This window comes from Chloracidobacterium thermophilum B (assembly GCF_000226295.1).
GTDB classification, from domain to species: domain Bacteria; phylum Acidobacteriota; class Blastocatellia; order Chloracidobacteriales; family Chloracidobacteriaceae; genus Chloracidobacterium; species Chloracidobacterium thermophilum.
This window is the reverse complement of record NC_016024.1, coordinates 2,278,431-2,297,329: the sequence shown is the minus strand read 5'-3', so window position 1 is coordinate 2,297,329 and position 18,899 is coordinate 2,278,431. Positions and strand designations below refer to the sequence as shown.

General features: G+C 61.3%; 20 protein-coding genes. 11 read left to right on the top strand and 9 right to left on the bottom strand.

Annotated elements, in window-relative coordinates:
• Window positions 1-20: 20 nt before the first annotated feature.
• From CABTHER_RS09490 to CABTHER_RS17250, 3 genes are read left to right on the top strand one after another with little or no spacing between them, the layout of a single operon-like run.
• The gene (locus CABTHER_RS09490) at window positions 21-506 is read left to right on the top strand and encodes a nucleotidyltransferase domain-containing protein (RefSeq protein WP_049787494.1); all 486 of its coding nucleotides are present in this window, start codon (window positions 21-23) and stop codon (window positions 504-506) included.
• Complete coding sequence (locus tag CABTHER_RS09485; protein ID WP_014100417.1) at window positions 503-787, top strand: HEPN domain-containing protein; 285 nt, start codon at window positions 503-505, stop codon at window positions 785-787. The genes CABTHER_RS09490 and CABTHER_RS09485 overlap by 4 nt, the downstream gene beginning before the upstream one ends.
• Window positions 762-926: a hypothetical protein gene (locus tag CABTHER_RS17250; RefSeq protein WP_187288368.1), complete on the top strand. Its 165-nt coding sequence runs from the start codon at window positions 762-764 to the stop codon at window positions 924-926. Before CABTHER_RS09485 ends, CABTHER_RS17250 begins: the two co-directional genes overlap by 26 nt.
• A gap of 26 nt (window positions 927-952) precedes the next feature.
• Here CABTHER_RS17250 and CABTHER_RS09480 read toward each other — a convergent pair whose 3' ends face one another.
• Window positions 953-2,095: an RNA-guided endonuclease InsQ/TnpB family protein gene (locus tag CABTHER_RS09480; protein WP_014100415.1), complete on the bottom strand. Its 1,143-nt coding sequence runs from the start codon at window positions 2,093-2,095 to the stop codon at window positions 953-955.
• 3 nt (window positions 2,096-2,098) lie between these two features.
• A complete protein-coding gene (gene tnpA, locus CABTHER_RS09475; RefSeq protein ID WP_081464827.1) occupies window positions 2,099-2,512 on the bottom strand; it encodes an IS200/IS605 family transposase in 414 nt (137 codons plus the stop codon).
• An 86-nt stretch (window positions 2,513-2,598) separates the two neighbouring features.
• Here tnpA and CABTHER_RS09470 point away from each other — a divergent pair, with 86 nt between their 5' ends.
• Complete coding sequence (locus tag CABTHER_RS09470) at window positions 2,599-5,229, top strand: ATP-binding protein (RefSeq protein ID WP_014100413.1); 2,631 nt, start codon at window positions 2,599-2,601, stop codon at window positions 5,227-5,229.
• Between the two features lie 114 nt (window positions 5,230-5,343).
• On the opposite strand, the gene amrB is transcribed toward CABTHER_RS09470, so the two are convergent.
• Complete coding sequence (amrB, locus tag CABTHER_RS09465) at window positions 5,344-6,609, bottom strand: AmmeMemoRadiSam system protein B (protein ID WP_014100412.1); 1,266 nt, start codon at window positions 6,607-6,609, stop codon at window positions 5,344-5,346.
• A gap of 262 nt (window positions 6,610-6,871) precedes the next feature.
• On the opposite strand from amrB, the gene CABTHER_RS09460 reads away from it, so the two are divergent.
• The 3 genes from CABTHER_RS09460 to CABTHER_RS09450 are packed head-to-tail and all read left to right on the top strand — an operon-like array spanning window position 6,872 to window position 9,722.
• Window positions 6,872-7,516 carry an RNA polymerase sigma factor gene (locus tag CABTHER_RS09460; protein WP_081464826.1) on the top strand — a complete coding sequence of 215 codons (645 nt, stop codon included), beginning with the start codon at window positions 6,872-6,874 and terminating at the stop codon, window positions 7,514-7,516.
• A 48-nt stretch (window positions 7,517-7,564) separates the two neighbouring features.
• Window positions 7,565-8,239 (top strand): anti-sigma factor, encoded by a 675-nt coding sequence (locus CABTHER_RS17245; RefSeq protein WP_014100410.1) that lies wholly within the window; start codon window positions 7,565-7,567, stop codon window positions 8,237-8,239.
• Between the two features lie 10 nt (window positions 8,240-8,249).
• A complete protein-coding gene (locus CABTHER_RS09450; protein WP_014100409.1) occupies window positions 8,250-9,722 on the top strand; it encodes a PDZ domain-containing protein in 1,473 nt (490 codons plus the stop codon).
• On the opposite strand, the gene lpxC is transcribed toward CABTHER_RS09450, so the two are convergent.
• From lpxC to CABTHER_RS09435, 3 genes are all read right to left on the bottom strand, one after another.
• Window positions 9,658-10,599, bottom strand: coding sequence for a UDP-3-O-acyl-N-acetylglucosamine deacetylase (lpxC, locus tag CABTHER_RS09445; RefSeq protein ID WP_014100408.1), 942 nt, complete (start codon window positions 10,597-10,599; stop codon window positions 9,658-9,660). The genes CABTHER_RS09450 and lpxC overlap by 65 nt on opposite strands.
• Before the next feature lie 227 nt (window positions 10,600-10,826).
• Window positions 10,827-11,486, bottom strand: coding sequence for an arginine-tRNA-protein transferase (locus CABTHER_RS09440; protein ID WP_014100407.1), 660 nt, complete (start codon window positions 11,484-11,486; stop codon window positions 10,827-10,829).
• A 55-nt stretch (window positions 11,487-11,541) separates the two neighbouring features.
• Window positions 11,542-12,243 carry a hypothetical protein gene (locus CABTHER_RS09435; RefSeq protein ID WP_148264015.1) on the bottom strand — a complete coding sequence of 234 codons (702 nt, stop codon included), beginning with the start codon at window positions 12,241-12,243 and terminating at the stop codon, window positions 11,542-11,544.
• 366 nt (window positions 12,244-12,609) lie between these two features.
• Here CABTHER_RS09435 and CABTHER_RS09430 point away from each other — a divergent pair, with 366 nt between their 5' ends.
• On the top strand, window positions 12,610-13,476 hold the full coding sequence (locus tag CABTHER_RS09430; protein WP_014100405.1) for a DUF3108 domain-containing protein: 867 nt from the start codon (window positions 12,610-12,612) through the stop codon (window positions 13,474-13,476).
• A 30-nt stretch (window positions 13,477-13,506) separates the two neighbouring features.
• On the opposite strand, the gene CABTHER_RS09425 is transcribed toward CABTHER_RS09430, so the two are convergent.
• Window positions 13,507-13,929 carry a MerC domain-containing protein gene (locus tag CABTHER_RS09425; protein WP_081464823.1) on the bottom strand — a complete coding sequence of 141 codons (423 nt, stop codon included), beginning with the start codon at window positions 13,927-13,929 and terminating at the stop codon, window positions 13,507-13,509.
• 215 nt (window positions 13,930-14,144) lie between these two features.
• Here CABTHER_RS09425 and rpsT point away from each other — a divergent pair, with 215 nt between their 5' ends.
• Together rpsT and CABTHER_RS09415 are read left to right on the top strand one after the other, a co-directional pair.
• Window positions 14,145-14,510 (top strand): 30S ribosomal protein S20, encoded by a 366-nt coding sequence (gene rpsT / locus CABTHER_RS09420; protein ID WP_014100403.1) that lies wholly within the window; start codon window positions 14,145-14,147, stop codon window positions 14,508-14,510.
• Between the two features lie 38 nt (window positions 14,511-14,548).
• Window positions 14,549-15,664 (top strand): hypothetical protein, encoded by a 1,116-nt coding sequence (locus CABTHER_RS09415; RefSeq protein ID WP_148264014.1) that lies wholly within the window; start codon window positions 14,549-14,551, stop codon window positions 15,662-15,664.
• Between the two features lie 53 nt (window positions 15,665-15,717).
• On the opposite strand, the gene CABTHER_RS09410 is transcribed toward CABTHER_RS09415, so the two are convergent.
• Both CABTHER_RS09410 and CABTHER_RS09405 read right to left on the bottom strand, forming a co-directional pair.
• Complete coding sequence (locus tag CABTHER_RS09410; protein WP_014100401.1) at window positions 15,718-16,341, bottom strand: PilZ domain-containing protein; 624 nt, start codon at window positions 16,339-16,341, stop codon at window positions 15,718-15,720.
• A 136-nt stretch (window positions 16,342-16,477) separates the two neighbouring features.
• Window positions 16,478-18,472 (bottom strand): tetratricopeptide repeat protein, encoded by a 1,995-nt coding sequence (locus CABTHER_RS09405; protein ID WP_014100400.1) that lies wholly within the window; start codon window positions 18,470-18,472, stop codon window positions 16,478-16,480.
• Here CABTHER_RS09405 and CABTHER_RS09400 point away from each other — a divergent pair.
• On the top strand, window positions 18,471-18,893 hold the full coding sequence (locus tag CABTHER_RS09400; RefSeq protein WP_014100399.1) for a DUF2752 domain-containing protein: 423 nt from the start codon (window positions 18,471-18,473) through the stop codon (window positions 18,891-18,893). The genes CABTHER_RS09405 and CABTHER_RS09400 overlap by 2 nt on opposite strands.
• Window positions 18,894-18,899: the final 6 nt, after the last annotated feature.

The following is an 18,899-nucleotide window of genomic DNA, read 5'->3' as shown; positions in this document are numbered from 1 at the left end:
GGCCGGTTTGACAGATGGGAATGACATTGCCTGCAAATCACAAGAAGGAGCTTCTTGACCGGGTAGTGGCCGCCTTGCGGACGGCGCTCGGAGACCGTCTGGTGGCTGTTGTTCTCTTCGGCTCTCGGGCGCGCGGGGAGGCACGGGAGGACAGCGACTGGGACGTGCTGGTGATTGCCGAGGCGTTGCCCGATGACCCGCTGGAACGAGGGCGTTTTCTCAGGCAGTTTCTCCCCATACGGTGCCGGCTTGGCGTATCCTTCCTTGCCAGGACGCCGCAAGAGTTTGAGGCTCACGTTTCTTCCCTGTATCTGGACATTGCCGTTGATGGTCAAATCCTTGACGACCCCAAAGGCTATGCAGCAAAGCGCCTGGCTACTTTGCAGCGATTGATCGAGGAGGCCGGGCTTTTCAGAGAAAGAACTCCGGCAGGCGACCTTTGGCGTTGGAAGGTTCCACCTCGCGGCCGTTGGATGATGTCGTGGGAAAAAATAGGTGAAGCATGAGCAATCCCGAAGTCCAGTACCGACTGAAATTGGCCCAGGGCTTTCTGGAGGAAGCGCGCCACGACCTGCAGCTCGGACGCTGGCGCTCCTGTGCCGATAACAGTCAACTTGCGGCCGAGAATGCTGCAAAAGCCCTGCTGGCGCTCATAGGTCCTGTTGGTCGTACCCACAACCCTGGGGAAATGTTACTCAAGGCGCTGGAGGAGGGTTGCTTCCCTTGGACAACAGGGGACAGAGTACGGCAGGTGGCCGAGTGTGTTGGGTCCCGACGTGCATTTTGAAAGCGACTATGGCGACGAAGCGCGTTGGCGAACGCCATGGGAGCTTTTTGACCAGGCAAAAGCCTCCGCACTCTTCGAACTGGCTGAAAAAGCCGTCAACTTGACCCAGGAAATCATCGCGCGGGAAGGAAAACAGTAAACAACCCTCGACTAAAGTCGAAGGCTTTATTGTGAGACGCAGCAATTATGGCTGACATCCCCAACATCAGGCGTGTTTACGGCCGCCCTTGGCAGCGGGGCACCACTGCCAATCCGGGCAAGGTTTCGACTGGCGTTGCCGTCGGCGTGCGCCCGGAGACCACACTTGTTGCACACAAAACGATGCTTGATGCGCCGTCCCAGCGCTCCACAGCAAGAGCACGTCTGGCTGGTGTAGGCGGGATCGACGTACTCGACCGCGATCCCTGCCGCCTTGGCCTTGTATTCGACAAAGCTCTGAAGCTGCCGGAATGCCCAGCCGTGCAGTCTCGCCCTCATGCGCTTGCCGGCCTGGATGCGGTCGCGGATGTGGGTGAGGTCCTCCATCACGATCTTGGACGCCCCGAAGCGCAGCGCTTCGGCAACGATCGCTTTGCTCGTTTCGTGGTTGATGTGGGTAATGCGTCGCCGCTCTTTGCCAGAGACCTGCCGCAGCTTCTGTTTGGCGCTTTGGCTGCCGTTGGACTGCAAACGACGACGAAGAGCAAGGTAGCCGTTGCGCTTGTGGCGCAGTTGCCCGCCGCCCCATACCTTGCCCGTGCTGGTGGCAGCGAGATGGTTCTCTCCGACATCCACGCCCATGACGCGGCCGGATGCGATTGGATCCGAATCTTCAGATTCGACGACGAGATTGAAGTACCAGCGCCCCTTGCGACAAACCAACTCGGCCTCTTTGGCCTTGCCCGACGCCAGGATGCGACGCTGGTGCTCGCCCAGCACCATCGGGACGGCGATGCGGCCAGAAAGGGTGTAAAGGCTCAGGCACTCCCCCTTTATGGCGTAGGTTCGCTTGTCGAAATGGACGCTGGCGCGGTTGAAGTGCACTGCGGGTACGGGGGCGTCCTTCCTGATGCGGCCGAGTTCCTTTTGTGCTTTGTAGGCTTTGCAGACCGAAAAGATGGCGTTGCAGACCATTTGGGCGCCCAGCGGCGTTTCCTTGCGCAGCCGGGCGTAGGCCAGGTGGTGCAGGGCCACGCGGTTCCAGCAGCGATGCTCCACCACCGTCGGCACCAGGCGGTTGCAGGCATCGGCATAAGCCGCTTGCAGCGCCGCCAGGGCCGCTGCCTGGTCGGGGCCAACATTCAGGCGAATCGAGGCCGTGCGCAACATGGGTTATCGCCGCCTGGTGACGTGTTCGGATCGTTCGATACAGCGCTGGATCGTCCCGGCGCTGACGTTGCCGGCTGTGCCGACATAGTAGGAGGGCGACCAGAGATTTCCGCCCCACAGTCGGCTCTTGAGCCGGGGATGCCGCTGAAACAGCTTGCGCGCCGTTGTTCCTTTCAGGATTTTTACGGCATCGGCCACAGCCATGGCAGGCGGAATGCTGACGAACAGGTGGATGTGGTCGGGCTGAATCTCTTTGGAGATCACCGGCCAGCCACGCTCTGCACATATCGCATCCAGCATCACCGCCATTTCCTCTGCCGCCGGCCCTGTCAGTACATCTCGCCGATACTTCGGACACCAAACCACATGGTATGCGGTTTGATAGACGCAGTTCCTGTTGCTGGCGATGTCAACCATAGGCTGTATTACACACCACAGGGTGCGCACCGCGCAAGCGCCATTCCTCCCGCGACTAAAGTCGCAGGTTTCCTGGCGGAGGTTCTATGAAGCCGTGGCATGAAATCGCCGTCCCGCACCCGGACATCCGGGCGGGCAAGTTTGACGAATCCGTTTTTGCGGCCGATCTCTCCGATGTTGTTGCCGGCCGCGGCCCGCTGGAATACGGCGATGCGGAGACCTTCTTCCGCAAAACCTATCCGACGCAGGGCCTGGTGAACCTGCTCGCCGTGATTGCCTCACGCCTGTCCGGTCAGAAAGCCGGCAATGCGGTCATTCAAATCCAGACGCCCTTTGGTGGCGGCAAGACCCACAGCCTGATTGCGTTGTATCACCTCTTTACCAATTCCCAGGCAGGCCGCCCCGCCGGGCCGGTCTCGCAGGTACTGGAGAAGGCGCAACTGGATAGTGTCCCTGCCGTCCGGGTGGTGACCTTTACCGGCACGGCGGCCGACCCGCTGGGCCGGACGCCGTGGGGGGAGATTGCCGAACAGTTGGGCCACTACACCCTGCTTGCCGAGCATGACCGGAAGCAGCGCGCTCCGGGCAAGGACCTGCTCCACAAGGTCCTTGCCGACAAGCCCACACTGCTCCTGATGGACGAAGTGGCCGAGTATGTCGTGAAAGCCAAAGATTTCCGGGAGCAGATTGTGGCCTTTTTTCAGGAGCTGACCGAAGCGGTGAAGGTGCTGCCCCGGTGTGCGCTGGTGGTCACGCTTCCTTCCAGTGCGCCTTACGGCGAAGATGGGGAGCGGGTGCTGCATCAGTTACAGCAGGTCTTCGGGCGGGTGGAAGCCATCTACACGCCGGTCGAAGGCGAAGAAATGTATGAGATCATCCGCTGCAGGTTGTTTGAGTGGGCCCACGAACCTTCCGACGAAGCGCGCAAGGTCGCCAATGGCTACTGGGAGATGTATCAGCGGCTTGGCGATGAAGTGCCACGCGAAGTGCGCGAGCCTTCCTATCGCGACAAACTGCGCAAGGCGTACCCGTTCCACCCGGAGCTGATTGACCTTCTGTTTGAGCGGTGGAGTACATATTCCACGTTCCAACGCACGCGCGGCGTGCTGCGGCTGCTGGCGGAGGTGGTGGCCGACCTCTACCAACGCCAGCACCCGGCGCCGCTCATTCAGCCGGCGCACCTCAACCTTGCCAATGCCACGGTGCGGCGGGAGCTGGTCAAGCACATTGGGAATGAGTACGAGGGCGTTATCGCAGCAGACATCGCCGGCGGCAATGCCAAAGCCCAGAAGATCGATCGTGAGGTAGGCTCCGAATACACCCGCTTCGGGATTGCCAGCGGATTGGCGACCGCCATCTTTTTTGGCTCCTTTAGCGGAAGTGAGAGGAAGGGCCTCGGCGTTCAGCGTTTGCGCCTGGCAGTGTTGCGCGAAGGCATCCCGCCGGCGCTGGTCGGCGATGCGCTCCGCCGGCTTGAGGAGGAACTCTGGTATCTGCACGTGGAGGGGGGCATTTGTTCTTTCTCCAGTCAGCCCAACCTCAACCGCGTCATTGTGGAGAAAGAGGAGGCGGTTGGGGATGAGCACATGGCTGAAGAGATTCGCGCTCGGCTTGAAAAGCTCGCCGGTACTGAGCTGCGCGTGACGCTCTGGCCCAAAGGGGCGCAGGACGTGCCTGACACAAAAGACCTGAAATTGGCGATCCTCCCGCCTGAACACCCAAAGCAGAGCCGCGCAACCAATGCCTTTGTGGATGAGCTGTTGAAGAAGTGCGGTGTAACCTTTCGCACCTATCAGAACACACTCCTTGTGCTGGCTTCTGACGAGGGCGAGCTTTCTTCTCTGCGGCAGAAGGTCAAGCGGCTTCTCGCTTTGCGCGCCATCCACGATGACAAAGCGTTCATGCGCCAACTGTCGGAGGACAACCGAAGGACGCTGGAGAGCAAGTTGAGAACTTTGGAAAGTGACATACCTTTCAGTCTGCACTCGGCGTACCGGCATCTGGCAAAGCTCGGCGAAGGCGGTCTGGAGTGGAGCGATTTGGGTTTACCCACGGTTGGCGAGAAAGGCTCACTATCCAAACGCACGCTCGCGTATCTGAAAAGCCAGGAACTTCTGCTGGAGCGCATCTCGCCGCACAATCTTCTCAGGAAGGCACTTCGGGAAGATGAACCGGAAAAACCGGTTTCTGCCATCCGAGAGGCCTTTTTGTGCTACCCACAGTTGCCGATGGTTCAAAGTCCGGCGGTGATCGAGCAGGCCATCATCCAAGGGGTACGCGAGCGTGTCTTCGCCGTAAAGAGCGGCGATGAAGTGTACTTTGGAGATGATCTACATGTTTCGGTGGAAGCCGGGTGGGTTCTGATCCGAAAGGAATTCATCCCACAAGCTGGCCTGCAGGTTAAGCGGGTTGATGAGCCACAAAAACCGGACGGCACCGATACAACCAGGCCGGGTGGAGGTACGCCGCCGCCAGATCGAAGCACACTGGAAAGGCGCTGCGTAACACTGCGTGTCAAGGTGCCTTGGGACAAGCTCTCGGATGTTGTCCGGGGGGTGATCCTGCCACTGCGCAACGATGGAGCGGAGCTGGAAGTGGAAATACTTGTTCAGGCGCGTGCAGAATCTGGCGGCATCAAGCCAGCCACTTGGGAAAACAAAGTCAAGGAGACACTCCGGCAAATCAATGCCGAGATCGTGGAAGAGCAATGCGAGTGAGGGCTGGGCAGAAAGAGAGTCTGTGCGTCCGCCTGGTGAAAGTAATGCCAAAGCGCCACGGGTAAAGCATCCGACTGGCGCACTAGCCATCCTGCTGGTCAATGTTTCACGCCATCAAATGCTACGCCAGGCGGCGGCTGCGCCGTAGGTGACGGCCGAACGGGTCGGGCGTTCCTGCCACTGTTCATAGTGCAGAACCTGCCCGTCTGTAGGGCCAAACGCCGCCAGCGCGTCCAGGTAAGCCATCAGCGGCGGAAAACCGCAGACCCGCCGCGCATCTTCGTCGCGGGCAATGTGGTCAAGTACCGCTGCGCTGTCGCCGGCGGCAACGTAGTCGAGCAGTTCCGTGTCGGCGCGCTCCAGCTCCGCCGCCCTGGTCTGGGCATCGAAGCGGTCGCCAAACTTGGGGCCCACATGCGCCAGATCGCCGCCAACCAGCAACAGCGTCCGGTGGGTTTGTTCAGCCAGCGTCGCCTGTAACGCCTCGATAAATGCCCGGTACTCCGCCTGCGTGCGCTCGCGGCAGGCCTCGTCTGCGGCATACAGTTCGTGCAGGGAAGTGCACAGGATGGGCACCATGCGTACCGGCCGCCCGGCTTCCAGATGCCGGTCAAAGATGTGCCGCAGGAACACCGCCTGAAACTCGATGGCATGTTCCTGCCGATGGGGCGTGTCGTCGGCGCTGATGGAAGCGCCCAGGCGGGTCTCCAGCCGGTCAAGGAATTCGCGGTCACAGGGCATTGCACCCAGGGGCGTGGCATAGTCCTTGCGCGAGGCAACGAACAGTCCGTCGCCGCCGTAGTGCGACGTGCCCAGTACGACGAACGTCACCGGTTCGCCGTCCGGCAGGGTGGCGGCAAGTTGTTCGATGAGCCGGTAGGCCGGAGCATAAGCCCGCTCCCCGACCCGCAAATCAATGTGCGGGGCCACAACGCCCACAAGCTGCTCAGGCCGGGCTGCCCCAAGCGGACAGGCCGGCGTGTGCGCCAGAATGGCATCAAGGCGCTGGCGGAGCGCCTCTGGCTCATCCGGGTAACTGACGCCGGCATGTGCTGCCGGCCGTACCGTTGCCGCGCGAAACTCCGCCATCTGACGCGCTGCCAGGGCGGCAAAACGTGGGCTGTCCAGCAGCAACCACTCGTCGAGACGGCGGATGATGTCCGCCAGGTCATCGGCCGACCACCGCTGTCCGAAACGGTGCAGAAGCAGCGCCGGCAGTTCGGACAGGGAATGCTGTCCATCGCACAGCAGGAGCAGCGGCGCCAGGCGGATGTCAAGACCGATGGGTTCCGTGAAGCCTTGAGGATCATAGGCAATGATGACCTGGGCAGTTTCGTCGGCAAAAAGCTGGAGCGGACGGAGACGTGGAAATTCAGTCATCGGATGAAGCGACATACGGACGGATTCAGGATGGCGCGGGGGAGACCTGTCTGCCAATGTAACACTTGTGCGCGCCGTGTGAACACGCTATAGCCATGAAACGCGCCGGCATCCACGCGCGCCGTGGCGCCGGCCCGCCGACGATTCGGCAGAACGTTTTGAGATCGTGGAACTTCGGGCTGCCTGGCGCGTGTAACACCAACGAACTCTGTCACTGCGGGTTGTGTGGAATGTTGACTTTGTGAGCGAGGAATGAGCGTTGATGTCGCATCTGATGAGTAGCGCCCTGACATACCCCGTACCTGGCGAGATACACCGTGTCGTGACGGTGGATGCGGCCAGCGACCACGAACTCATTGCCGCCGTCCAGGCCGGCGATGAACAGGCCTTTCAGGAGATTGTCCGGCGCTACCGCACGCCCATTACGAACTTCATCTTTCGCATGCTCGATGATTACGACCGCGCCGTGGAACTGGCGCAGGAAACCTTCCTGCGCGTCTATGCCAACGCGGCGCGCTATCGGGCGACGTTTCATTTTTCGACCTACATCTACCGGATTGCGACGAACCTGGCGATTAGCGAGCTACGGCAGCGTCGCCGCCGCAAACTGGTTTCGCTGTTCACCCCCTGGGCACGTCACGAGGATGAGGAAGAAACCCCACTGGATATTCCTGACGAGCGCCCCCTCCAGGATGAAGACCTGATTGAACGTGAGCGCCGGGCGGCCGTGGGGCGCGCCATTCAGACGCTGCCGGAGAAATACCGGGCGGCGCTGGTGCTCCGTGACGTTGAAGGTCTCAGCTATGACGAAATTGCCAGCATCCTGAACATCTCGGAAGGAACCGTGAAATCGCGCATCAACCGCGCCCGTGGATTGTTGCGCGACAAGCTGCGCGCTTACCTGTGATGTTGCTGTCCTGTGACGTTGCCGGGCGGTGTGTCAGGAGTGATCGTTATGGTGAGCTGCTCCACGATTCGTCGTCAACTGGAAGCCGTCGAGTATGACCCGGAAGCCTTGCTGCCAGAGTCAGCCGCCCATCTGATGGCCTGTGCGGATTGCCGGGCCTATGCGGCCCAAATGCAGTCCCTGCGGGCCCTACTGTCCGGGCAGCCGCGCGTTCTGCCGCCCGCCACCTTCGATGCGGAACTTCGCCTGCGTTTGGGGCGCGATGCCCATCGTTTCCGGGAACCTTTCTTGGCCTGGGTACCCACGCCCGTACTGGCTGCCGTGGCGTTGGCAGTGGTTGTCACCAGCGCCCTCGCCGTCCGTTCGTCCCTGCAGATGGTGCTCCATCCTGCGCCCACGGTGGCAGCGGCACTGGTGCTTCCCACCCTGCCGGAGCGGACGCTGGTAACGGCGTTGAGTCGTCAGCTTGATGGAAGTCTTCCAGGCTCGCGGCCGGCTCCGGCCCGGGCCGCAGTGGCCGTTGCACGTCCCGGACGCATGACACCGGCTGCCGTGCGCCAGACATCGTTGCCGGCCCGGGAAGCCAATGGCGTCGTCGTCTTGTGGCGGGGACGCTCTGGTGAGCGGGTCCTGCGCCTGCCCCCCGTGGTGTACGGCGCGCAGCCCATCGTGGACCGGCGTCCATCCACAGAGGGAGAGTCATCTGACGACTCCATATTCTAACGTGACACCCATGATGCTGTCGCACAGCGCGCGCGCATTGACCATGAAGGTTTTGGCGGGTGCGCTCCTGTTGGGTGTGAGTGGCTACGCCCAGATTGCCGAGCGCCCGCGTGACGCGGCCTCGGCGCCACGCAGGCCTGACCTTCGTAAATCAGATGCCGCTGGTGTGGGGCGCTGGCTCGTCATCGTCAACCATCACGTGACGATGGGAGAACTGACGGCCGCTGCCGAAGATGTCTCCACGGCTGCCCTCGACGGTACATGTGCGCCCTCGGATGTCGTGCTGACAAATGTCACGACAGGGATCGTGGTGGATGACAAAGGGCATGTGCTGACCCAACTTGTCAACGTACCACCCGGCCCCGGCAATCCAACCATTGTGGTTCAGACCCAGGACCGTCAGGAGTTTCAGGCCCGGTTCATTGGCCGGGACGGGGCAACGGGGCTGTGTGTTTTGCAGGTTCCGGGGCTACAGGTCGCGCCGCCAACCATGCACGCTCTGGCTGCGCCGCGGCACAAACTGACTGTTCGGGACGCGCGCGCTTCGGCCAAACCCGTCACCGTACGCATCATGCTGCCCATGTTTCAGCCGCCCGCTGCGCACGTGACACCCGGCCGGGCGGAGGAGACCACTTCGCGCCTGGTGTGGGATGAGGTGGTGACGGATTGGGCCGTGGACCCATCGCTGGCCCCGCCGGTTGAAGCCAACTGCGGCGTCGCCGTGGACAGCCAGAACCGGCTGGTGGCGATTGTGCAACCAAAAGGCAAGCAACTGCGCATGCTACCCGTTGCGGACATCAAGCGGGTGATGCACCGCATCATTTCCGCCGGGAAGAGTGTCCCTCACGGCTGGCTCGGCATTGAAGGGAAAACCCTGGCGACGTTCCCGGCCGAAGAACGTGCGCGTTTCGGGGCTTCTACCACCCAGGGGGTGGTGGTCACGGCCGTGGTACCAGGAAGTCCGGCTGAGGAAGCCGGCCTGGTGCCAGGCGATGTCATCCTGTCCGCCAATGACCAACCGCTGGAGTCCCGGCGTGAACTCAATGAAATCGTTGTCAGCCACGCTGCCGGAGAGACGCTCACGCTGTTGGTGGAGCGCGACGGTCAGCCGCGGGTGTGCGAGGTCACACTTGGCTCACCGGAAGATATGCCGACGCCCAGAGTCCCCGCCGCCGAACACCTGGCCATCGGGTTGGTGACATCCGACCTGACCACCCAACTGGCGCAGTTCTTTGGTGTGGCGGGCGGTCTGCTGGTGACGCATGTTTTGTCCGACAGCCCGGCCGCCGCGGCCGGGCTGCGTTCGGGCGATGTGATTGTCCGGGTAGATGGGCAACCGGTTCGGCGCAGCCACGACCTCTCGGCGGTGATTCTTCAGTCCCTGAGTCAGCAGCGGGAAGCGCCGGTGACGGTGGAAATCATCCGGGAGCGGCAAGCGCAGCAGTTGCTCCTGACCCTGCCGCTGCCCCCGCCGAAGCTGTAGTTGCAGGGGGCCGCCCGTTCCCGTGGGGCAGTCCGTTGACTGTCCAGGCCCGGGCTTCGCGGAGCAGGCGCCCGATGAGCGCCGAATGCAGGCCGTGCCCGGAGCGTTCGGCGATGATGCGTCCCCGCAGGGACAACCCCAGCAGGGCGAAGTCACCAATGATGTCCAGCACCTTGTGACGCGCAAATTCATCCGGGAAGCGCAGCGGCTCCGGGCTGAGGATCGAATCGGCATCGAGGACGATGGCATTTTCGAGCGTTGCCCCGCGCACCAGCCCGTGCCGGCGCAGCGTCTCGGCTTCGGCGAGAAAGCCAAAGGTGCGCGCCGGAGCAATCTCCTGCCGGTACGTTGCCGGAGTCACTTCGCAGGCAAACGACTGACGCCCGATGCACGGATGGTCGAAGTCAATTGTGCTTTCGATGAAGAAACTGTCATCCGGCTCGATGGCCAACCGGCGGTTTCCTTCGACCACTTCGATGCGTTGCTCGACCTGTAAAACCTGCCGGGGACTTTCCAGCGTGAGGATTCCAGCTTCAGCAATGGCCTCGACGAAGGGGCGCGCGCTTCCGTCCAGAATGGGCACTTCGCAGTTCGTGACATCGAGAATGGCGTTGTCTATGCCGCAACCGTAGAGCGCTGAAAGGACATGCTCAACGGTTGACACCATCACACCGGCGCGCATCAACGTCGTGGCATAGCTGACGTGCGTGACATGGTGAGGTACGGCTGCCACTTCAAAACCGTTCAAATCCGTGCGGCGGAAAACATAACCGGTGTCTGCCGGGGCCGGACACAGGGTGAGTTCAACTTCCTGTCCCGTATGAAGTCCAATGCCGCGAAGGGAGACCGCGCGGCGCAGCGTCGTTTGGTAGGTCATGGAAACGAAAGCTCAGGTCGTCACAGGATGAAACCAAAGGGATGATGTCAACCCGAAACAAAGCGGCAGTTTCCGTGCCACGCGCCGGGCAGGGGCGGCAGAATGTTCAAGTGTCTGAAAACAAAAGATGTTACGTGAGCTGATTGGCTGTTCGCGCCGGTTCGGTGAGTGGTTTGGTGTGGCCGGCTGTCCGCAAAGAGGCGCTGTAGTGTGAACGATTGTCCACACTACCCACGGTGGCCGTTGGGAAGGGGATGCCAGTTGCCCTGCCAGTCAAACCATTCGAGCGCCACGAACCGCTTTTTGTAGTCGTAGTGGGAAGGTTCGTGGTAGGCGTAGCCGGGGTAATAAAACTTGTCTCCGCGCGCCTGCGAGTAGGCAATTTCGAGCAGCATCGTCAAAATGCCCAGGCTGCGTTTGGCGTAATCCGGGTCGAAGATGCCATAGACGCTGGAGGTGGACTCTTTGCCCAAGTCCAGGAAGCTTTTGGCAACGAGCCGTTCTCCGTCATAGACCGCAATTTCCTCGTTGCGGCAGGGCACTGACGCCGGCTCCTGCGACAGGAAGGAGTAGATGGAGTCCGGGATGTTGTGCGTGAAACGCTGTTTGTGGCGCTCGAAAAGCACAAGCGTCGCTGTATCAATGACCGTGGGTTGAATGACCACCCGCAGGTCCCGGTTGCGGCGGCGGATACGGCGTTGGCTCTCAGAAAGGGCAAAGTCGGACAGTCTGATCCGCAGGGGGAGGACGTGCCGTACGCCCTCGTCCGTCAGATTGATCCAGTAGCGGTAAAAGTACGTCCCGAAGTGACGCCAGCCGTTGGCCCACAGGACGTCCAACTGTCGCGGCGAGACATGGGAGGTTTCAAAGTACTGTCCATGAGCCATAGTCCAGTTGGAAACCGGAAGGCGTCAGCCGTGATCTGCGTGCACGTGGCGCAGCCTACTTGCGCTTGAAAACCCGTTTGATGTCCGGCGTGAACTCATTGATGAGATTGGCAATGAAGTTGAAGCCGAGCGCCAGGTTGCCAAACCGCACGCCGTCCCCACGTACCGTGTAACGACTTGGGTACCATGCGATTTGTGCAAACGCGCCGCCGTAGTCGGCGACCAGGTTGGCGACGGCGGGCCGGACCTTGCCCTCGTCGTTGTAGGTGACGAAAACAAAGGCCAGGGCGTGCCCGGTTCGTCGCAGGAAACCCTTCTTGGCGCTCCGAACATAGCGTGGCTCATGTTTGATGAGTGCCGCCAGGCCCGACTGGATGCTGTTGGTGATGATGTTGTTGCCAAACTCCGAAGCCAGCCGCCGGCTGTAGCCTTTGATGCCGCCGCCCCATTCTGGCGGAGAGTTGCCAATCTGTGCGCCCAGCGCGGGGCCGGCCGCCCCGAACACCGCCGCCGGACTCCAGTAAGTTGCCCGGAAGTAATACTCCCACCGCTCTTTTCCGGTGAGGGGATGGTAGTCATCTTCGGAAACCGTACCCTTGCCAGAAGCAAAATTGACGCCGGTGCGGTCCTTGCTCGCAACATCTTTGGTTTGGTCTGCGGATTGGAGCGGCCCTCCGGTTCCCTGAGCGGCTGGGTTGGCTGCTCCACCGGACTGATCCTGGTCAGGAACGAAAGGCACGCTGTCCATGGCGCGCACGGGGACATATTGTCCTTGGGAGTGAGTTGTCGTCAGTGCAAAAAGAACGGTCAGGCAGGCCAGGAAAGACAGTTTCCGCCAATGACCACGTCGAAGCCTGAACTGAAGCATAAGAATGGCTCGCGGGGATAAATACAGGCTGGGGTGACACCTGCTTGCTGTAGTATTTGCGAACCAGAATACAAACCTGGGCTTTCATCGCGCCGTACCCTAACCAACATCCGGCCCGGGGGCGGCATCCGATGCCGCACATCGGGTGTGTTCCAAAAAGAGGGCTTCGTCCTACAGGAAAGGTGACTTGCCGACATGAGAACGAAGATTGATGAACAGAGTGAACGGCCAGGCTGTCGCAGGATTCGGTGTGGGATGCGGATAGGTATCCTGCTGCTGGTTGGCTGGTCATGGGTTGCGGGCGTGTCGGCTGCGGCCCAGCAGCGGCCACGGGTCGTCGGGCCAGGGGAATCCTCGGCTGCCAACGGGCGTGTTGTGGCACTGCCAGTGGCCCGCCACAAATTCGTCGTTGGGGAAAAACTCGTGTACGGCGTGCGGGTCACAGTGCCCAGCCTGGGCCTGCGCGATGCCCCAGTGGCGCGTTTCTCGACGGAAGTCGTGGAGCAGGGGATGTTCCACGGGCGGGAGGGGTTGCGGCTGCTTGTGCGCGCTGAAACCATCGGGTTTGTCAAGGCAACGTTGTTTGATCTCGACGACCGCTTTGTAACCTATCTCGATCCGGTTACGCGGCTGCCCTACCGCGCCGAAGCTGACCTCAAGGAAGGAGGGCGGGTTGAGCGGACGGTGACGGTTTTTGACCAGTCGGGACGAACGGCGCAGGTCAACGGCGGCCGTTTGATCAAGCTGAGTGGCGACACCTATGACCTGGCCGGTTTGCTCTGGACGACGCGCAACCTCGATTTCGAGGGGCCAACGACCATCAGGTTGTCGGCTCTGAACGAACGCAACGGCACCCTTGTGACGGTCGAGATTGAGCGCCTTGGACGTGAGACCCTGGAGGTTGCTGGGCAGACTGTCCCGGTCGTACAGCTTGCGCTGCGCCCACTCGACGCCAACGGGAAGCCCTCCGATGAACGCAGAATCCGACTGTGGATTACGGATGATGCCTATCGCTATGCCGTACGGATCACGGGCGGCAATGAGATCGGCGAGTTCAAGGCCGAGTTGTCACGGTTTCCCAGCCGGAGCGACACGTTGGAAGCCCTGCCTTCCGGGAAGTGAGTGCTCTGTGACTGTTGCTGGTGTGGCCCGTCAGTGCCGACAGACAGTGCAGGTGTGTGTAAGGCGGTGATTGGTCAGATTGGCGCTGGCCACGAAGAGCGCTCCCGTGACCATGCCGGAGGTTTCCAGCGAGGAGCCTTCATCGAGCAGGAACTTTGTACCAAGGATGAGTCCGAAGCCCAGCAGGAACAGGGCCAGTGGCTGTAACCGGCGATGTTTCCGATGGTAGCTGGGCAGCAGCGTGAGCAGACCAATTGCGCCCGTAAAGCCAATCAGAGACCATTCAAGCCATGGGGACGTGAGCAGGCTCAGCCCCAGAATCGGGAGTACACCGACGAGCAGCGGCATGGCCAGGCAGTGAACGGCACAGATGAGTGAGGCCGTCGCTCCGACCCAGTTGAGCCGGTCCATCCAGGAAGGTGTGTCGGTTAGTGGGGTGTGCGGCTCGGTCATGGCGCATCCAATCAAGGAAAATTATTGTTTGAATCGTGGGAGCAACCATACCGGCCTGCCGATGCACCTGGCAAGCGTCAGCGCCGTGGGCGTTTCCGTCAGGGAAAATTTTTGCCAGCCCGTCATGCGGTGAACGTTGACGGAAAGAGGCTGAATCCTTATCCTAAGCGACTTGCTTTGAGCCAGCGTTTTACGAAGGAGACGAATCAAGCCACATGCCGAACAAGGCTTCTGCCATCAAACGGGTCCGTCAGACCGAGCGGCGCAACGCCATCAATCGCCGCAACCGCAGCCGCTTGCGCACCTTTATCAAAAAGCTTCGCGCTGCCCTGAGAAAACCAACGGCTGAGGACTTGGCGCTGGTCGAACCGAAGAAACTTTCGGGCGTCAACCGGAAGACGGCGACGGGGCTTCAGAAAGTCTATCTGGATGCCATTTCAGTCATTGATAAGTCGGTGCAGAAAGGCATCATTCACCGCAACACGGCGGCCCGGTACAAATCCCGCCTCTGGCATCGGATCACAACCGTACTGAACCAGCACAAAGCCGGCGGTACGGCCTCGTCAACGCCCAGTGCCTGATGTTTCATGCCAACCCGCAGTGCACAAGGTTGGCTTCGGTGGGCAACAGGCTGGCTGGTCTGCTGGTTGACTTCTGCTGGTTGACTTGGGTTCTGTTGGCTGCGTCGTCTGTTCTTGGCTACGCCCAGTCGCCGGGCTTTGACGCCGACCTGGCGTTGGCTGCCCGCTATGCGCCGATTTTCTACCAGGGGCTGGGGCAGACGCCGCGTTTTGACTACATCACCAACTTTGATTTCGATGGTGACTGGCGCGGCGACAACAACTGGCAAAATGCTGACGACCTGCGCTTTCCGCTGGCCGCGTGGGTCTATTTTTCGGTTTGCGAAACGGCGACCCACTATTTCATCCACTATGCCGTCTTTCATCCCCGCGACTGGAAGGGGGGCAACCGCCGGGGCGTGGTGATGAGTGATCTCCTGCGTCTGGGGGCGCGCTACGGGCGGAAGTACGACCCCACCGGCGCGGTGGATGATCTGGTGCTGGCCCACGAAAACGACCTCGAAGGGTGTCTTGTTGTTGTGGCCAAGTCCCGGACCGGACAGGGCAGGGAGCGGGTCGTCTTTGTGGAGTCGCTGGCGCACAACAAGTTTCTCCGTTACACCCCCGGTACCGGGCAGTCCGCAAATTCAATCCGACTTGAAGGGCAGCGGCCCTTGCTGTTTATCGAGCCGCGCGGGCATGGCATCGAGGCATACCGGGGCAGCCAGCGCCAGCTTCGCGCCGCAGTCAAAGGCGTCGTGCGCTATGAGTACACGGGACAGGCGGATGTGCCCGGTGATGGCGAACCGCCGCGCCGCCTGGGCTATGCCCTCGTGCCGCTGGAGACCACCCTGTGGGCACGCGCGCAGGCGGGACGCAACGAAACCTACGGCGAGCAGTTCAACTACGGCACACGCCATATCACCGTGGCCGGGAAGCGCCGGGCAGTCTGGTTGGGCGTGCTGGGTTCGGCGTTCCTGGGGATCAACGGCGGCCGCAACATGGCGCGTCCCCCGTGGGGATGGTTTGACCGCAACGAGCGACACCGCCCACTCGGTGAGTGGTACTTCGACCCGGCGGCCACCATCAAGCGCCATTTTCAGTTGGGGAACAACTTTTCGACGAGCTACACCGCTCATCCACTCCTGCGTGCTGGCCGCCGGGCCCAACGGTGATGGACGGAAATGGTTGACCGGCTGTGGTTGCTGTGGAACAGGGAATTCAGTTTTCAGGAAGCATCTGCGGTTTCAGCCTGGTTCTGGTTGGGAAGCAGCCAGTGGCCGGCGGGCGTCAGGAATTCAACGCCGGCGAGAAAACGCCCTTCTTCCTCATCATCAGGGCGAAGGTTGCGGATGACAGCCTCAATGGACTCCTGGGCGTCGCCCCGGGTGCCAAACAGGTGAATGTGTTCGCCCACCAAAAACTCTGTAGCCACACGCAGTTGCGCACCGACCAGACTTGTGACTTCGACCACGGCCAGCTCAGCCCAGAGCTTGCGCCGGGGATCATTCGCAACGAGGATCACCGGATGCGAGACCGGAAAACGCGGCGCCCGCCGCTTCCCGTTCGGATCGGGATCGGGTTCGATGACCGGCAGAGGAGCTTTGGGCTTGCGTGAGAACGCCACTTCCTCGATGGCTTTGCGCAGCAGTTTGACCCGACTGCGTTCCAGCCGTTGGGCTTCGAGAACATCCCACAAAAGCAAGTGGATGTTTGGATCGTGAACGCCACTCCACAGCGCAGCATAGATTTGCATCAGGGCTTCCTCATACTTGCCCTGCTGAAAGGCCTGCCGTGCCAGTTCAAGGTTTGTCGCAGATGTGCTCTGAGCCAGATTGTTTGAAGTGGTCATCGCTCATCAACTGCCAGGGTGGTTTACGTTCAGCGCTCTGGCTTCTGTGTAGATGACGTTGTGCTGCGGGTCTGGACGATGCAAGTCACCCCCCAAGCCTGACCGTGCGGGTGTTCCCGATTGTGCACCGTCCGGCCTACTGAGAAAAGGCCAAGCTGGTTGCCAACCGAAGATTGGCATAGGCTTCTGCTGAGGCCGAGTCCAGTTTCAGGGCTTCAGCAAAGGCCCGCCGGGCAGCATGGTAATCACCCTGTGCACCACAGACACTGCCCAGGTTCATCCAGGCATCGGCCAGGCTGGGATCAAGAGCAACGGCCTGCTCCAGTGCCATCCGCGCTTCATCCAGTTGATGGAGGCGGAGCCGGGTTAGGCCGTATCCGGCCCAGGCTTCTGCCAGAAGAGGATCACGGCGCAGGGCGTCTTCGTAAATACGGCAGGCTTCCGGGTACTGACCGCCCCGGTAGAAACTGGCGGCCGTTCCGGCCAGAACCTCGGCGGAAGGCACATACTGCCGTTTCCCGGCTTCGTACCACTGGAGGGCTTCTGCCGTGCGCCCCTGTCGGGCCAGCAGGTTGGCGAGGGCATAGTAGGCTTTCCAGCCAAGGGGATTACTGGCGATAGCCGCCCGGAACAATGCCTCGGCTTCTGCCAGCCGTCCCTGGCGCAGGTAGAACTGTCCCAGGGCCGTACGCGGGGCCGCACGGTGAGCAACAATCGCAATGGCGTGCTGAAGCGCCGCTTCCGCCGCCGCCAGGTCACCAGCCTCTTCATGGACATTGGCCATAGCCAGCCAGCCTTTGGGGTTGCCGGGGGCATCCCGTACCAGCGCCCGACCGTAGGCTTCATTGTCTGTCCAGTCGGGGTTGCGGGTGATGGTTCGCCAGGACATCAGTCCCAGAATGATGACGCAAAGCCCGACGGCCGCGTAGCGTCCACCCCGTGACTGCTGGTAGAGCGTTGCCAATCCAAGCCCACCGAGAAGACAGATGGAAACCGATGGCACATAGAGCACCCGTTCGGCAATAAGGAGACCCGTTGGGACAACGATGTTGGAGACCAGCGACACCGAGACAAAAAACATCAGGATGGCAAATGCAACGAGCGGTTGCCGCCGCCAGGCCCGGAGACCAACCCCGATGACCGCTGCCACCAACAGCAGTGACGCCGCCACGCGGGGGGTGAGCGTCGAAACTTTCGGGAAGAAGCTGAAGTCGTAGAAAGCACAGAGCCTGTAGGGAAACACCAGCAGGCGGAAGTATTCCACCATGCCCTGCGCCATGGTCAGAAAGCGGGTGTGCCACGGATCGCCGTGAAAGAAGGTCTGGTCGCCGTGGACGCCGAACTGCCCGTTGACGAGGCGGCGGATGAGGATGTAGCTCGCCGCGACAACCAGATACCCTGTGGCATCGAGTGCCGCGCGTTGCCACTCCTGCCGGGTGCGCAGGCGTCCGGCGCACAGTTCGGCCAAGCCGATGACGCCGATGAGGGTCAGGGCGCTTTCCTTGGCGTACATCCCACCGGCAAAGGCGGCCCAGGCCAGCCAGCGCCAGTGCCGTCCTTCGCCGATGCGCAGGTAGGCATGCCAGCTTAGAAAACCAAATCCGGCCGCCAGCAACTCGGTGCGCCCCACCACCTGTGTGACGGCTTCGACGTGCACCGGATGGGCGGCAAACAGCAGCGCCGTAAACAGGGCGAGCTGGCTCCAGCGGGTGTAGGCGTAAACCAGACCATACAGCAGGCAACAGTTGAAGGCGTGGAGCACCAGGTTGACGAAGTGATAACCAAGGGGGTGAAATCCGTGAACGGCGTAGTTGAGCGCCAGGCTGATGTTGACCACCGGCCGGTAGGTGGCCAGTTCTTCATAACCCGTTCCCCAGTAGGGCTGGGCAAATGCGCGGTAGATGTGCGGCAAATCACGAATGGCGCGGTTGACGGTGACGACGTACACATCATCCTGCGCAAACCCGCAGTTGAGGCTGTTGGCGTAGCCAATCGTGACCACCAAGGCAATGACAAGGCAGGCGGTACGTTGCGCCAGCCCCGGCGTCAGGGTTGACGAAGTGGCTGACGAGGTTTCCAATCCGGGAGAAAGTGGCATTCCGGCATCCCGTATCTGATGGCTTTCGGACATGCGTCCCACACCTGATACATCCAAGGCTTCTGACCAAATTGCCATCATGGCATATCTGTCGGGATTCGTCTTTACGACGCTTGTCTTTCTGGTCAGCTTCTGGTATCGCCCGCCAGATGTGCCGACGGTGGTGCTCTGCACGCTGAAGTCCACCACCGGAATGGACTGTCCGACCTGCGGTATGACCCGCGCCTTCTGCGCGCTGGCCAAGGGGGAGTGGCAGCGCGCCCTGCGTTTTCATCCGCTCTCGCCGGTGGTGTTTGCCCTGTTTGGCTGGTGGTGGCTGCGTTCCCTGCTGTATCTGCTGGGAAAGGGAAACTGGGTGAACCGGGTGGAGACCTGGTTTCCACCGCTGTTGACGGTGCTGGTCGTGGTGGCGGGGGTGCTCGTCAGTTGGTTGTTCAAACTGTGGCTCCAATAGGGGGCT